The following is a 15,102-nucleotide window of genomic DNA, read 5'->3' on the forward strand; positions in this document are numbered from 1 at the left end:
CTCTGTCTGTATTTCGATGAGGTGACATTCTATGTAGAATTCCAGCCAAACTGGAGCCCGGCATGACCTGGGAGACGATCGAGACGCCGCCCGGCTTGGCACCGCCCCATCCGCTCACGGTCCGCGCGCAGTCCATCCCGGCGCGCCACGCCTTCGCGGAGCATGCGCATCACTGGAACCAAGTCGTCTACGCGATCTCCGGGGTGCTGACGGTGGCCGTGGAGGGGCGTTCCTTCGTGATCTCACCGGAGCAGGCCGTCTGGCTGCCGACCGGTCAGCGGCACCGGGTCGGATCGCTCCTGGGTGCCGAGTTCCGCAGCCTCTGGATCGCCGACGAAGCCGGCCGTGGCCTGCCGGAGAGCCCGACCGTGTTCGGCGTCTCGGCCCTGCTGCAGGCCCTCATCGTCGAGGCCGCCGCGATCGAGGGAGCGGAGGATGCCGACGGTTATGCCGGCCGTGTGACCGCCCTGATCCTGGACCAGCTGCGGCGCGCCCAAGCGCTTCCGGGCGCGCTTCCCTGGCCGCGCGCGGGCGCCCTGGTCGGGCTCTGCGAAGCGCTCTACGCTGCGTATTCCGACGAAGCCGGCCGGGGGTTCCAAGTTGAAGCCGGCCGTCATTCCGAGGCGAAGCCGGCCACCGTTCCGATCTGAAGCCGACCGGCGACGGGGCGCTCCCGCGGGTCTGGGGTGAAGATCACGAGGTCGGATCGGCGGGTCAAGCGGCGGGCTCGGTCGCCTTGCGTTTGCGCAGGCTCTCGCCGGCGAGTTCGATGCGGTGGGCATTGTGCAGCAGCCGGTCGAGGACGGCATCGGCGAGCGTGGGGATGCCGATGATCTCGTACCAGCGATCCACCGGCACCTGGCTGGTGATCAGGGTCGAGCCGGCATCGTAGCGGTCCTCGACGATCTCGAGGAGGTCGCGAGCCTGTTCGGGCAGGAGCGGCTCGGGCCCCCAATCGTCGAGGATCAGCAGGTTCCCTTGGCGATCTGGCGCAGCAACCGGCCGTAGCGGCCATCGCCGCGGGCGAGGGCCAGCGCGGTGAACAGGCGCGGGACCCGGTAGTACACGACCGAGAGGTCGTCCCGGCAGGCCTTGTGCCCCAGCGCGCAGGCCAGCCAGCTCTTGCCCACGCCACATGGGCCGGTGATCACGAGGTTGCGCCGGGTCCGGATCCAGTCGCTGGTGGCGAGCTTGAGGAAACAGCGCCCGGTCCAGGCCGCGATGGCTGCGGTAGTCGACGTCCTCGATGCTGGCGGGATGGCGCAGCCGCGCGGCGCGAGCGCGGGTCTCGAAGCGCTTCTGTCGCCGAGCCGTGGCCTCGTGGTCGAGGAGCAGTCCGAGCCACTCGGCATGGCCGAGGGCGCGGGCTTCCGGGTTAGCGTCGAGCGCCTTGAAGCCCGAGGCCATGCCTCTCAGGCCGAGCTCGTGCAGGAGATCGAGGGTGGGATGGCTAAGCATCGTCGTCTCCGTCAGTGGAAGTAGCGCGGGCCGCGCAGGTTGGGGTGGAGCATCACCGGGACGGCCTCGGCAGGCGGGGCTGCGCGATCGAGGCCCTTGGCCAGGATTGCGGCGATGCTGGTGTAGGTGAGCGCCCCGACGGCCACGGCCCGGGCCGAGGCGGCCTCCGCCCGGCTCGGATCGAGCCCGCGATAGAGGCGCAGGAGACCCAAGCAGGTACGGAAGCCCTGCTCGGGATGAGGCCGGTCGTGGAGGATGGCGATCACCAGCCCCTCCGTCTCCGGCCCAATGCTCCGCGCCCAGCGCCGGAAGCGCTCGGGACTCCACTCGGCGTAGCGGCGATGGGCGCTGGGCATGTGGTCGGGATTGGTGCCGTGCCGCCGGCCGGTGTAGCGGCGTTCGTGGGCGGCGACGCGCTGACCGCGATGGAACACCGGTGCGCGCGCCGTAAGGCGCACGTCGACCTGCTCGCGGATCAGGGCGTGGGGCACCGAGTACAGGAAGCCGCCCCGCCTCGACGTGGTAGTCGAGGTTGACCCGGGCAGCCGCCATTCGGCGAAGCTGTAGTCCTCCGCCGCAGGGGCCGGAGCGCGCGCGCGCTCGATCGCCTCGAACAGGGCGCGGCGCGTGGTGCCGAGCCGGCGCATCAGGTGGGCGTTGATGCGCTCCACCATCGCGGCGATGGCGGCATTGCACTCGGCCAGCGAGAAGAACGTCTGCTGGCGCAGCCGTCCCAGGATGTAGCTCTGGGCGAAGCGAACCCCGGCCTCGACCTTGGCCTTGTCGCGCGGCTTACGAGGCCGCGGCCGGCAGGACGCCGACGCCGGTAATGCTCGGCCATCATCCCGTAGGAGCGGTTGAGGTTCGGATCGTAGAACGAGGCCTTGTGCACCCCGGCTCTTGAGGTTGTCGGGCACGACGAGGCGGGACACCGCCGAGGAAGCGGAAAGGGCGGGACATGCGCGCCGATCCAGTCGGGCAGCGTCTGGGTCCAGGTCGCCTCGGCGTAGGTCAGGCTCGACGCGCCGAGCACCGCCACGAAGATCTCGGGCCTGCGTACGATGCCGGTGGTGGAGTCGACGATCCCGACCTTCTTGCCGGAGTAGTCGACGAAGACCTTGTCACCGGCGGCATGATGCTGGCGCATCACCGGGGTGAGCCGGCGCTCGAACTCGCGATAGAGATCGCAGAACCGGGAGTAGCCGTAGCCCTCCGGATGGGCCTCCCGGTACTCTTCCCAGAGCACCGTGAGGTTGACCCCGGGCCGGCGCATCTCCCTGACCAGCGAGGGCCAGTTCGGCTCGGGCAGTCGCCGCATGCCCTGCTTCACCCCAGCCCGGGCGAACAGGCGCTGTTCCAGCACCGCGTCGCTGACCCCGGGGCCAAGCGGCCAGGTTAGGCCGGCGGCGGTTGCCCGGGCGAGGTTGTCCTGCACGGTCGAGCGGGCCACGCCCAGCGTTCGTCCGATCTCGCGCGAACTCACCCCATCGTGGGCGAGCCGCAGCATCTGTTTGATTTGTCGCATGGTCAGCTGTCTCCTGGCCGGCATCCCGCTCTCCTCGTGCTCGAGGACTGGGATGCCGCGGTTGCTGACCCGCGGGGATGCGCCGTGGCCGATGCCGGCTACCGAGTGGCCGGCTTCATCTCGGAACGCTGGCCGACATCAAATCGGAACGCTGGCCGGCTTCGCCTCGGAACCGGTGGCCGACTTCAATCGGAATCCGCACTCTACGCGGCGCCGGCCGACCGCCGCGGTCCGGAGGCGTGGGGCCGCGACCTCGGGATGTCGGGGCGGACCCTGGCCCGGCACTTCGAGGCCGAGCTGGGGATGAGCCTGCGCTCCTGGCGGCGGCGCTTGCGGCTGTTCAAGGCGATCGAGCTGATGGGCGGAGGCCTCGGCGTCACGCAGACGGCGATGGAACTCGGCTACGGCTCGACCTCGGCCTTCGTCTACGCGTTCCGCACCGCGATGGGGTGCGGCCCGCAGGCCTACATGCGTGGACGGGACGCGGACGCGCCTGCCGGTCCGTGAGGGCGCACACGCTCCAAGAACCGGGGTGGGCGGATTCGGGCTTCGCTCAGGCGCCGCGCGGGCTCGTGAGACGGGAGCCGCTGTGATCAACCGGATCCCGGATCAGTCGTCGTGGCGCTGCCGCGGAGAGCCTGCCGCTTCGCGCGTCCCTCCATGCGGCAGCAGTCGCACCACTCTGCGGGACCGAACCTCCAGGCGACGCCGCCGTGACCTCGTGCGGCGGCGCGGAACCGACGTGCATCTCGGCGAGACCGTGCGGGCCACGGGCCTGCGCGGCCCGCCCGATTCGGAGAAGGCCGGACGGCGACCTGGACACGCCGACCCGGGTTCGATCTCACTTTCGCGTTGACCCCATTCGCCGCCACCACGCAGAGACCTGCTTCCCAGTCTTCATCCTCTACCGCGGCACTCTTGCTCGCGCGCGTCCAGGATCTGGGGAGAACGAAATTGTCGAACGGGCTAATTTCCCTCATCCGATGAGGTGAGGACGCGGCAATACACCTCGATCTCGCCCTTTCCCTTGAGCATGACGTTGCCGATCGGTCTGACGGCGCGCTGGTCAGCCAAGCGGGCGAAAGCCTCGCGTGACAGGTGAAGAGTGCATCCGCCGCCAAGGCCCGAGAGGCGCGCGGCGACGTTGACCGTGTCCCCCCAGAGATCGAAGGTGAATTTCGTCCGGCCCACGATGCCGCCGACCACCGAACCGATGTGGATGCCGGCCCGGAGCCGCCAGCCCGGCGCGCCGGCAGCCGCGACCGCCACCATGCCGCTGGCGCACCGGATGGCCGCCTCGACCGGATCCGCATGAGGACGCAGCAGGTTGGCGGTGGCCATGAAGGCGTCGCCGATCGTCTTGATGTTCTCCAGCCCGTGCTCGTGCGCCACGATCTCGAACGCCTCCGCCAAGCGCTGGATCTCCGCGACGACCACGTCCGGGGTCTGCCGATGGCACCAGGCCGTGAAGCCGACGAGATCGATGAAGAGGACCGCCACATCATCGAACAGGCGCGGCTTGACCTGACCGGTCTCCATCAGCTCGGCCACCGCCGAGACCGGCAGGATGGCGCGGAGGAGCTCGTCGGCGCGCCTGCGCTCGCGTTCGATGGTCCGAAGATGCGCCATTTCCCGGTCCCGCAAGCGTTTCCTCTCGAGGCAGGATCGGATGCGGGCCTCGAGGAGCACCGGCTCGAACGGCTTGGGCAGGTAGTCCTCGGCCCCCAGTTCGATGCACCGAACGATGCTGTTGATCTCGACGAGGGCGGAGATCATCACGACCGGCGTGTGGCGCCAAGCCTCGTGCGCCTTCATCCGCTCCAGCACGGCGTAGCCGTCGAGGGCCGGCATCATCACGTCGAGCAGGACGAGGTCGAACGGCTCCTCATTCAGCCGGTCGAGGGCGGCCCGACCGTTCGCGGCGCGCACGCTCGTGTGACCGAGCAGCTCCAGCTCCTGCTCGAGGAGGTCGAGATTGAAGGGCTCGTCGTCGACGATGAGGATGCGTGCTGGCTCCACGGGTCTCCCTCTCTCCGGGCCGGAACATGCCCGGCCCCGACCGCACTCACCCCATCCAACGGCGCAGCTTGGCGAACAACAGGTCCTCGTCGATGGGCTTCGTCATGAAGTCATCGCAGCCTGCCGCCTTCGCCCGCTCCTCGTCACCGCTCATCGCGTTGGCGGTGACCGCGACGACGGGGATCCCTGCGGTGGCCGCGTTCGCCTTGATGCATCGTGTCGCCTCCCAGCCGTCGAGGAGGGGCAGGGACAGGTCCATGAGGATGAGATCGGGCTGGTGGGTGAGCGCCATCTCGACGCCCGCGGCGCCGTCGACCGCGACGACGAGATCGTAATCGTCCTCCAGGAGCTGCGTCAGCAGATCGCGATTGAGCGCGACGTCCTCGACGATCAGAATCCGCTTCATGTGACGTTCCTGAAGGAGACGGGCTGCTCGGCGCGGAACTCCGGACAGGTCATCGGCTGCCTTCCACGGCGGCGGGCTCCGGAAGCGGCAATGCGCGCTGAACCTCGCGGATGAGGGCCGCGCGGTCGAGGCCCTGCTTGTCGATCAGGCCGAGCACGCGCTCTCGCAGCAGGCCGCGCTCCACCGAGTCCAGGGACGCGGCCGTCAGCACGACGACGGGAATGGTCCGAGCGACCGGATCCGCCTGGAGCGCGTCGAGGAAGGTGAGTCCGTCCATCCGTGGCATGAGCAGGTCGAGGAGGATCACGCTCGGGCGGGCCTGCGCGATGCGCTCAAGGCCGGCGGCGCCGTCCGCCGCCCAGTCCACGGTGCAGTGCTCGGAATCCAGCAACTGGCGGACGAGGTCGGGCACGTTGGGGTCGTCGTCGATCACCAGGACGCGCTCGTTGCCGGGGGCGATGCGCGCCAGCACGCCGATCAGGGCCTCCCGCTCGAAGGGCTTCACGATGTAGTCCGTCGCCCCGAGCCGGAAGCCGAGTTCCTTCTGATCGACGATCGAGATCAGGACGACGGGGATGTCGCGGGTCTGCGGATCGGTCTTGAGCGCGTGCAGCACCTGCCAGCCGTCCGTGCCAGGCATCATGATGTCCAGCGTGATCGCCCGCGGCTGCAGCTCCCGCGCCATCCGCAGCCCGTCCTGGCCGCTCGAAGCGCCGGTCACCGTGTAGCCCGCATCGGCGAGGTTCTCCTGCAGCAGGTAGACCACGTTCGGGTCGTCATCGATCGCGAGCACGAGCTTGGACCCCGACCGGGGCACGGCCGCCGCGGCGGGGGCCGGCTCCGGCAGGCTCGGTGCCATCTCGGGCGCGCCGGCGATCCGCGGCGGGATGCTGAGCGTGAAGGTTGAGCCCTGCCCGACCCGGCTCTCGACGTCGATGTGGCCGCCGAGCAGCCGGGCCAGCCGGTGGCTGATCGCGAGACCGAGCCCGGTCCCGCTGTGGGACCGGGTCGCGCTGTTGTCGACCTGATGGAACTCGTCGAAGATCGCGCTCAGCGCCTCCTCGGGGATGCCGATACCCGTGTCCGTGACCGCGAATTCGACGTGCTCGCCGGCCGAGCGGACACGCAGCGTCACCGATCCGGCTTCCGTGAACTTGATCGCGTTGCTGAGGAGGTTGATCAGGATCTGCCGGAGCTTCTCCTCGTCCGTCCGGAGCATCGTGGGCGGATCCTCGACGTCCCGGACGAGACGCACGCCCTCGCTCTTGATCAGGGGTTCGACCGTCCTGAGGCAGAGGTCGAGCACGGGCTCCAGGGCGAACTCGGACGCCTTCACCTCCATGCGCCCGGCCTCGACCTTGGCGAGATCGAGGATGCTGTTGATCAGCGAGAGCAGGTGCTCCGAACTCGCCAGGATCTTCTCGAGGTTCTCGAACTGCTTCGTCGGCAACGCCTCCTTGGCCCGGCGCATCACCAGCCGGGTGAAGCCGATGATCGCGTTGAGCGGAGTGCGCAGCTCGTGACTCATATTGGCGAGAAAGCTGCTCTTGGCGCGGCTCGCATCCTCCGCCGCTTCCTTGGCCTGCCGCAGGCTCTCCTCGGCGCGCTTGCGCTCGATCACTCGCCCCAGTTGCGCACCGATATTGGTCATCACCCTGAGCAGGGCCGGGTCCGGAGGAGGCGCATCGCAGGCGAAGAACTCCAAGACTGCCACGACCTCGCGCCCCACCGTCACGGGAAACCCGAAGCCAGCCCGAAGCCCATCCGCCGCCGCCGCGGCGGCGCGCGGATCGTCGGGCGAGGACGGATCGCCGAGGATCCACTCCGGTGCTCCCGAGAGGAGCGCGCGGCCGGCAGGTCCCGTGCCGGCGCCGATGCGCATCCCGGCCGCCGCGGCGCGGAACCGCGCGAACCGCTCCGGCGCGTCGCAGTGCCAGATGCCGGTCGGGACAAGCGTGCGGCTTCCGTCCTCGGCCACGACGTAGGCGTGTCCGATCGGCCAGCCGGCATGTTGCGAGACGCGGTCCAGGCAGAACCGCACGGCGTCCTCGACCGTGGACGCCTCGTTGGCCGCCGTTGCCGCGGCCTGCAGCAGCTCGACGAAAGCGGTCTGCCTCTGCAGCGCGAGTTCGGCCTCCTTGTGCTCGGTGATGTCGCTCCAGGACTCGACGACCTCGACCGGTTCTCCATGAGGATCCCGCAGGAGGCGCTGCTCGTCCCTCACCCACCGGTAGGTGCCGTCGGCGCGCAGGAACCGGTACTCGATGACGTTGTGCCCTTGCTGGAGCAGGCGTGGGAATTCGGACAGGACCCGGTCCCGGTCCTCGGGATGGAGGCGGTCCAGCCAGAATTCCGGCCCGGCCATGTAATCGCTCGGCTCGTAGCCCAGGAGGTCGCGCACGTTCTCGCTGATGAACGTGGGCGCGTTCCGACCGCCCACCTCGAAGCTGCAGATCATCGACGGGGAGGCGGTCAAGAGGTAGGTCAGCCTGCCCTGTGTCGTGAGCACGACCTGCTCGGCGCGTTTGATCTCGGTCACATCCGTGTAGACGGCGACGACGCCGCCGTCGTTGGTCTTGCGCTCGCTGACCTGCACCCAGCGCCCGTCGACGCGTTGCTGGAGGATGGATCCGCGAGGCTCTCGATAATGAGCCATCCGCTCCGCGAGCCACGCCTCGACGGTCGTGCCTTCCTTGTGCACGATGCAGGATTCAGCGGCGGCGCGGGCGATCGTCTGGAAAGACGCGCCGGGAACGATCACCTCCGCGAGACCCGGGTGGAAATCCCGGAAGTGATCGTTGCAGAGGACGAGGCGGTCGTCGGGATCGAACAGCGCGAAGCCTTCGGAACTGCTCTCGATCGCCTCGATCAGCTTCTGCTTGGCGACCCCGGCGGCATCGAGGAACCCCTCGCCGCGGGGCGCGGCGCCCGTTCCGAGAGATCGCTCGTGCGGCGTTCCGATCGGCGCTTGGGACATGTGTCGAGCCATCCTCTCGGCGGCGTGCCTCCAGTGTCCCTACCTCTTGTCCCAGGCCGGACACGCGCCACGCCCGTCGCCACCCTGCTCTTTTGTTCGTCACCGTTGCATGACGCAAATTCCGGATCAAGTGAGGTGGAAACTGCCGGAGGACAGCAACACTGGGCGCAGCGCGGCCAGGCGGCTTCGGCCAGATCAGATTCCGCCGGCTCTGAAGCCGGCATCCCACGGCCTGATCATCGTCACGAGGGTTGCATCGAACGTCTGGCCGCGAGAAGCCAGCGCGCGGGACCGGGTTCAGGGCGCGGGCGCAATCGGGCTTCGGAATCGTCCTCGACGTTCGCTGGATGACCGCGATCGGGCGCGACGCCGAGAACGACTTCCGGCCGAGATCCGAGGTCCGGTACTGGCGCATCTCGCCCGTTCACGAGCGCGCGAGATTTCTGCGAAGGACTTGGTGAGGATGCCACCTCGGTCCGGCCGAACCCTCGTTCATCTCGCCGCGCCGATCCCGCCGTGAGCGGGCGGGGCGGCACGCCGTGCTCCAAGCACGGCGGCGCCCCACTCTTGCTCAGAGCATTCTCCGACGACACGAATGCCGGTTCGTCGAAGACGATGCGGCCCGATCAACGACCGGGAGCAGCGTCCGATTGCGCCGTGCTCGGGCGTTGCTCTAGAGGATACCCGCGCCGCGCGCCCACTTGTACTTCGCGCCCAGCACCTCGACGGGCAGTTCGGTCGAGTAGGCGTAGGCTGGAATGCCGTGATCGTAGAGGTACTGCGAGGCCTCCTCGACCTGCACGTCGCCCGCGAGCGAGGCAACGATCGGCTTCTCGATGCCCCTGGCGCGCATCTCGTCGCGGACCTCCACCACATTCCTCGCAAAGACCATCGGCGGCGTGATGATGGTGTGCCAGTAGCCCAGGATGAGCGCGTGGATGCGCTCGTCCTCGAGTCCCAGACGAATGGTGTTCTGATAGGTGACCGGGGGCTCGCCGCCCGTGATGTCGACAGGGTTGCCGGCTGCTCCGAAGGGCGGGATGAACTTGCGGAACGCTGCATCGAGATCGTCCGGCATGGCCATGAGCGACAGGCCGTTGTCGACGACCGCGTCGGACAGGAGCACGCCGGACCCGCCCGCACCCGTGATGATGACCACGTTCTCGCCTTTCGGCGTCGGCAGAACCGGCACACCGCGGGCGAATTCGAGGAGCTGGCGCAGCGAGCGCGCCCGGATGACACCGCACTGCTTGAACACGTCCTCGTAGATCTTATCGTTTCCGGCAAGCGCCCCCGTATGGGAGCTTGCGGCCCGAGCGCCCGCCGAGGTGCGGCCGGCCTTCAGCACGATGACGGGCTTCTTTTTCGAGACGCGGCGGGCCGCCTCCGCGAAGCTGCGGCCGTCCTTCAGATCCTCGCAGTGCTGCGCGATCACCTGGGTTGAGTCGTCCTGCTCGAAGAACGTGAGCAGATCGTCCTCGTCGATGTCGGACTTGTTGCCGAGCCCGACGATGGCCGAGACGCCCATCTTGGTCGAACGCGAAAAGCCGATGATGGCCATGCCGATACCACCGGACTGGGACGACAAGGCGGCCTGGCCTTGCACGTCGAACGGCGTGCAGAAGGTCGCGCACAGGCTCTTGGCCATGTAATAGAAGCCATAGATGTTCGGGCCCATGAGGCGAATATTATATCGGCGGCCGATCTCCTGGAGCTCGCGCTGCCCCGCCTCATTTCCGGTCTCGGCAAACCCGGACGGAATCAGAACTGCCCCTGCTACACCTTTTTCACCGCACTCGGTGAGCGCCGCGGCGACGAATTGGGCAGGAATCGCGAACACGGCGACGTCCACTGGCCCGGGCACGTCTTTCACCGACCTGTAGGCCTTGAGACCCAGAACCGTGTCCGCTTTCGGGTGGATTGGATAGATTTTACCCTTGTAGCCTCCGTTGATGAGATTCTTCATAACGGAATTGCCGATCTTGCCCTCCTCTGCGGACGCGCCGATGACCGCCACCGTATCGGGACGCATGATGCGGTTCATGCTGGCCACGATCTCGTCATGCGACCGCGTCCGCAGCTCGGGCCGCTGCGCGAAATCCACCACGATCCGCACGTCCGCGGCAGTCGCGTCGCGCGCCGTCGCGAAGACTGGGTTGAGATCGAGTTCCGCGATTTCCGGGAAGTCGGTGACGAGTTGCGAGACCTTGACGATGATGTCGGCCAGCGCCTCGCGGCTGACCGGGTCTGCTCCTCGCACGCCTCTCAGCATCTCGGCCGCTTGAATGCCATCGAGCATCGAGAGCGCATCGTCGCGGGTCGCAGGGGCCAACCGGAACGTGATGTCCTTCAGCACCTCCACCAGGACTCCGCCGAGACCGAAGGCCACGAGCTTGCCGAAGGAGCCATCGGTGACCGCACCGACGATGACCTCGGTGCCCCCTGCGAGCATCTGCTGGATTTGCACGCCGTCGATGCGGGCATCGGCCTTGTAGCGCTTCGCGTTCGCCAGGATCGTCTCATAGCCCTGCGCCACGGCCTGCGCGGAGGAGAGGCCGACCATGACGCCGCCCGCTTCCGTCTTATGCAGGATGTCAGGGGAGACGATTTTGAGGACGACGGGAAATCCCATGCTCTCTGCCGCCCGCACAGCATCCTGCGCTGAGGTCGCCACGGCCTCTTTCGGCACCGGAATGCCGTAGGCGTCACAGACGATGCGGCCTTCAGGAGCGGTCAGCGCGTCGCGCCCGTCCGCTTTGACACGATCCAGGATCTGACGGACTGCAATCCTGCTGTCAGCAGGCGTGTCGTGGACCGAGCGTTGTTGGGCCGATTGGGCCATCGTCGTTCCTCCCGATTTTCGGCCGTGATGCTTCCCTGACAAAGATCAGATGTTGGGTCAGGGTCACGGAACCTCTACTCATCATTCGCCGCGAAGTCGTGCGGCTGTGCTTGTACGGTCAGGTCTGCGGAGCCGTACGGGGCTGATCCTCTCCGCCGCAGCCGGAGCAGGCGCTCCGATGGCGGCGGAACGGGCGATCTCGCCGAGCAGGGGCGACCGCTTGACGTCGCTTGAGCGCGCCGCGAGCCGGATGGCATTGCCCGCGGTCAGACGCTTGCCGCGGGACGACGCGATCCGGCGGACCGCCATCGGGATCGTCACCCGCACGCGAGGGCACCTCGGCGAACGCCGCACCCTCGCCCGATCGGCCGCACTCCTCCACATGGCATCCCAGGATCCCTCCCGAACGACCAGGGGCGAACGATGTCTCATTTTCCGTTGGCATGCAATATACCAATTGCGATTCCATGCGCCCTCGGCCGCCGCGTTGTCGATGGCCGACACGAAGTCGACGGTTCGAAGAAAGACGCGCTCGCCGCAAAGTTCGCGCCATAGCTTGGCGGTGGCGCCGTGTTGAGACAAGACGCTTCACCGTCGACGGCGAGAGCGGAGAGATCCCCGAACACGAAGATCGCTGCCTCCCATCCGCGGAGAGGTGACCCGCCCTCTCCGGCCCGGCGATGGCATCTGCCAAGACCTAATCGATCTTCGTGAGCGACTGCGGAAAGTCGGCGCAGCCCTCGATGTCTCGAGCGAACCTGAAACCTCTTTCCAGAACGAGTTGGCACGCACGCTCAGCGTCCCGCTGCTCAATCGCAGCGATGATGGCCACGTAAGCAGACCTCAAATAACTGAGATCAACGTTTCCGCGAAATATGACCTCGTGAACGCTCCGCAGATGCAGCAGGAGATGATCAAGCATGGATTGAATCTCTTGGCATTGCGCGAGGGTGGCGGCATGGCGACAGAACCGCCAACGCGCCTCAAAGTACCGGTCATATCCGCTGGAAGGATCTGCCTCGTAGAAGGCGCCGAAGCTTGCACAAAGAGCTCCGAGCTGCGCCTCCGTCGCTTTCGCGCATGCTAAACGGACCGCCATGCTCTCCAACCCAGCACAGGCGTAGACCATCTCGACAATTTCGAGCTTGTTCTTCTTGATGACGAACACGCCCCGTCGCGGCTTGCACCGCACGAATCCTTGGTGCTCCAAGATCGCCAGGGCCTCTCGAACAGGTGTGCGGCTGACACCGAGAATATGTGATAATTCATGCTCATGAAGTTGCGGCTCGCCTGGATGATCATAGATGCCCATCTCGCTGATTGCGCTCATCAAAGCCTTGTAGACGAGATCGCGCAAACTTGCTTCCGAGCCCGCCGAGGCGCCATCAGTCCGGACACTGTGTGACATGGATCCGACCCTACCCCAACTGATATGGCCAAGCCGTCTGCGGCCAGACACCTTCCTCCGTCACGATAACGTCCATGGGAACGTCATGCGGCTGAGGGCCGATCGTTCCGAGGCGTGATAGGCCAAAGCCGACGCCGACGCGCGAGGGAACCGATGAGCCGACCGTCCGGGCGCCTCGTTCGCGCCGCATCCGCCCTCGTCGCGGCCGCTTCGATCGGGCTCGGTCTCCTCATGCTCCTTCGCCACCAGGCGGGGCTCGGCATCGAACGCGTCGTGATCGGCACGACCCCCGCGACGGTGTATCGCCCCGAGGGCGGCGGACCGGCGCCCGTCGTCGTCGTGGCGCACGGCTTCGCCGGCTCGCAGCCGCTCATGGCCGCCTTCGCCACCACCTTCGCCCGCAACGGCCTCGTCGCGATCACCTTCGACTTCCCCGGCCACGGCCGCAACCCGCGGCCGCTCCCGGGCGACGTCACCCGCGAGGGCGGTGCGACCCGGGCGCTGGTCGACGAGACACTGCGCGTCCTCGCCGTCGCGCGCGGCCTGGGCGACGGGCGCGTCGCCCTGCTCGGCCATTCCATGGCCTCCGACATCGTGATCCGTGCCGCGCAGCAGGTGCCCGATGTCGGCGCCACCATCGCCGTCTCGATGTTCTCGCGCACCGCCACGGCCACGAGCCCGCGCAACCTCCTCGTGATCGCCGGCGACTGGGAGGGGCGGCTGAAGGCGGAGGCGCTGCGCGTGGTCGGGCTCGCCAGCGCCCCGCGGCCGCCGCGGGCGGGCGTGACCTACGGCGACCCGGCCCTCGGCACCGCCCGGCGCGCCGCCTTCAGCCCGGGCGTCGAGCACATCGGCGTCCTGTTCAGCCCGCGCTCCATGGACGAGGCCCAGGGCTGGCTCGACGCCGCCTTCGATCGGCCGGCGCGCGCCGCGCGCGTCCTCGATCGTCGCGGCCCGTGGATCGCGCTCCTGCTCTTAGGGTTCGTGCTGCTGGCCTGGCCGCTGTCGCGGCTCCTGCCGGTGGTCGCCGACCCTCCCGCGGGCGCCGGACTGGCGGGGCGTCGGCTGTGGGCGCTGCTCGTCGGCCCGGCCGTGCTGACGCCGCTGATCCTGCGCGTCGCGCCGACCCATTTCCTGCCCGTGCTGGTCGCCGACTACGTCGCGGCCCACTTCGCGCTCTACGGGTTGCTGACGGCCGGCGGGCTGCTGCTCGCCCGCTCGCGGCGGGCTGGAGCCGCGCCCGCGCCGCCGCGGCGGGCTGCCCTGATCGGCGCGGTGCTGGCCTCGTTCCTCTACGCGGTCCTGGGGCTCGGGGGCGTCGTCGATGCCTGGGTCGCCTCCCTCGTGCCGGCAGCCGGGCGGGCGCCGATCATCCTGGCCATGCTCGCGGGCACGCTGCCCTACTTCCTCGCCGATGAGTGGCTGACGCGCGGGGCGGGCGGCGCGCGCTGGGCCTACCCGGCCTCGAAGCTGGCCTTCCTCCTGTCGCTCGCGCTGGCCGTCGCCCTCGAGCCCGGGCGGCTGTTCTTCCTCGTCATCATCGTGCCGGCGATCGTGGTCCTGTTCCTGATCTACGGGGTGCTCGGCACCTGGGCCTACCGCCGGACGGGGCACCCCGCGGTCGGCGGGCTCACCAACGCGGTCGCCTTCGCCTGGGCCCTCGGGGTCACGTTCCCCCTGCTCGCCGCCTGAGGCTCGACGCGCGTCCCGTTCCGGTCACGGCGGAAGACGAGGCGCGCATGCGGCGGGCAGAGGACCTCGCGGAGACCTGGAGGGCGTCGGGCTCTGACGCGCTCGGGCCGACACCTGGGCGTGGCCTCGTGCGGCCTGCCGCTTCGTCTCGCAGAATGTCCGGGCAACGTCGGCGATCCGCGTCGCGGGCAACACCATCGGCGCCTGCCAGCTGCTGCTCGGGCACACGACGTGTGAGAGCACAGGATCGCGGCGTGGAAGCTTCCGGATGATGAGGCTATCCAGCACCGTCGGGACGCCGATGCCCGGATCACGGAAGGCGCGATGGACCGGTTCGACGCGATGGCCGTGCTGCTCGCCGTCGTGGAGGAGGGCAGCCTCTCGGCGGGCGCGCGCCGCCTGCGCCTGCCGCTCACCACCGTCAGCCGGAAGGTCTCGGACCTCGAGCGGCACCTGCGCGCGCGCCTGCTGACCCGCACCAGCCGGCGCGTCGACCTCACGGAGGCAGGACACGCCTACGTGGCAGCCGCCCGGCGCATCCTCGAGCAGGTGCGGGAGGCCGAGCGCGCCGCCACGGGGGAGTACAGCGTGCCGCGCGGCGACCTGTCGGCCACCGCACCCGTGGTCTTCGGCCGGCGTCACCTGGTCCCGATCGTCACCGACTTCCTCGTCGCGTATCCGGAGAGGGACTGTCAGGAATTTCGTGTGAGGGCGGCGGGTTGACCGTCAGGCCGCCATGGCCCGGGTGAAGCGCTCGCCGAAGATGACGGCGAAC

8 protein-coding genes and 4 pseudogenes are annotated in these 15,102 nt (G+C 68.5%); 4 read left to right on the forward strand and 8 right to left on the reverse strand.

The window, feature by feature from the left end; all coding sequences use genetic code 11:
- Positions 1 to 62: 62 nt before the first annotated feature.
- Complete coding sequence (locus tag MET2598_RS0120365; protein ID WP_018262142.1) at positions 63 to 650, forward strand: AraC family ligand binding domain-containing protein; 588 nt, start codon at positions 63 to 65, stop codon at positions 648 to 650.
- 64 nt (positions 651 to 714) lie between these two features.
- Here the strand turns inward: MET2598_RS0120365 and istB are convergent.
- Positions 715 to 1,458, reverse strand: a pseudogene (istB, locus tag MET2598_RS36970) (IS21-like element helper ATPase IstB).
- An 11-nt stretch (positions 1,459 to 1,469) separates the two neighbouring features.
- Positions 1,470 to 3,007, reverse strand: a pseudogene (istA, locus tag MET2598_RS43805) (IS21 family transposase).
- Between the two features lie 234 nt (positions 3,008 to 3,241).
- Between istA and MET2598_RS0120390 the strand changes: the two are divergent.
- Positions 3,242 to 3,490, forward strand: a complete 249-nt coding sequence (locus tag MET2598_RS0120390) for a helix-turn-helix domain-containing protein (RefSeq protein WP_018262144.1) — start codon at positions 3,242 to 3,244, stop codon at positions 3,488 to 3,490.
- A gap of 459 nt (positions 3,491 to 3,949) precedes the next feature.
- On the opposite strand, the gene MET2598_RS0120395 is transcribed toward MET2598_RS0120390, so the two are convergent.
- The 6 genes and pseudogenes from MET2598_RS0120395 to MET2598_RS43810 form a co-directional block, all read right to left on the reverse strand.
- The gene (locus tag MET2598_RS0120395; protein WP_018262145.1) at positions 3,950 to 5,002 is read right to left on the reverse strand and encodes an adenylate/guanylate cyclase domain-containing protein; all 1,053 of its coding nucleotides are present in this window, start codon (positions 5,000 to 5,002) and stop codon (positions 3,950 to 3,952) included.
- A gap of 46 nt (positions 5,003 to 5,048) precedes the next feature.
- Positions 5,049 to 5,408: a response regulator gene (locus MET2598_RS0120400; protein WP_012331441.1), complete on the reverse strand. Its 360-nt coding sequence runs from the start codon at positions 5,406 to 5,408 to the stop codon at positions 5,049 to 5,051.
- A gap of 49 nt (positions 5,409 to 5,457) precedes the next feature.
- Complete coding sequence (locus tag MET2598_RS0120405) at positions 5,458 to 8,385, reverse strand: response regulator (protein ID WP_018262146.1); 2,928 nt, start codon at positions 8,383 to 8,385, stop codon at positions 5,458 to 5,460.
- 673 nt (positions 8,386 to 9,058) lie between these two features.
- The gene (locus tag MET2598_RS0120410) at positions 9,059 to 11,227 is read right to left on the reverse strand and encodes an acetate--CoA ligase family protein (protein ID WP_018262147.1); all 2,169 of its coding nucleotides are present in this window, start codon (positions 11,225 to 11,227) and stop codon (positions 9,059 to 9,061) included.
- 697 nt (positions 11,228 to 11,924) lie between these two features.
- Positions 11,925 to 12,584, reverse strand: coding sequence for a GntR family transcriptional regulator (locus tag MET2598_RS0120415; protein ID WP_236728766.1), 660 nt, complete (start codon positions 12,582 to 12,584; stop codon positions 11,925 to 11,927).
- A gap of 61 nt (positions 12,585 to 12,645) precedes the next feature.
- Positions 12,646 to 12,783: pseudogene (locus MET2598_RS43810) on the reverse strand (5-formyltetrahydrofolate cyclo-ligase); the annotation flags it as partial.
- A 5-nt stretch (positions 12,784 to 12,788) separates the two neighbouring features.
- Between MET2598_RS43810 and MET2598_RS0120420 the strand changes: the two are divergent.
- Together MET2598_RS0120420 and MET2598_RS36980 are read left to right on the forward strand one after the other, a co-directional pair.
- Complete coding sequence (locus MET2598_RS0120420; RefSeq protein WP_018262149.1) at positions 12,789 to 14,327, forward strand: alpha/beta hydrolase; 1,539 nt, start codon at positions 12,789 to 12,791, stop codon at positions 14,325 to 14,327.
- A 324-nt stretch (positions 14,328 to 14,651) separates the two neighbouring features.
- Positions 14,652 to 15,011, forward strand: a pseudogene (locus MET2598_RS36980) (LysR family transcriptional regulator); the annotation flags it as partial.
- Between the last annotated feature and the right edge of the window lie 91 nt (positions 15,012 to 15,102).

The sequence above is a fragment of the Methylobacterium sp. WSM2598 genome (genome assembly GCF_000379105.1).
Taxonomy (GTDB): Bacteria; Pseudomonadota; Alphaproteobacteria; order Rhizobiales; family Beijerinckiaceae; genus Methylobacterium.

Excerpts from the sequence above, each read along its gene's own strand:
- MET2598_RS0120365 (WP_018262142.1), top strand. The coding sequence starts at position 63 with ATGACCTGGGAGACGATCGAGACGCCGCCCGGCTTGGCACCGCCCCAT.
- MET2598_RS0120390 (WP_018262144.1), top strand. The coding sequence starts at position 3,242 with ATGTCGGGGCGGACCCTGGCCCGGCACTTCGAGGCCGAGCTGGGGATG.
- MET2598_RS0120400 (WP_012331441.1), bottom strand. The coding sequence starts at position 5,408 with ATGAAGCGGATTCTGATCGTCGAGGACGTCGCGCTCAATCGCGATCTG.
- MET2598_RS0120405 (WP_018262146.1), bottom strand. The coding sequence starts at position 8,385 with ATGTCCCAAGCGCCGATCGGAACGCCGCACGAGCGATCTCTCGGAACG.
- MET2598_RS0120410 (WP_018262147.1), bottom strand. The coding sequence starts at position 11,227 with ATGGCCCAATCGGCCCAACAACGCTCGGTCCACGACACGCCTGCTGAC.
- MET2598_RS0120420 (WP_018262149.1), top strand. The coding sequence starts at position 12,789 with ATGAGCCGACCGTCCGGGCGCCTCGTTCGCGCCGCATCCGCCCTCGTC.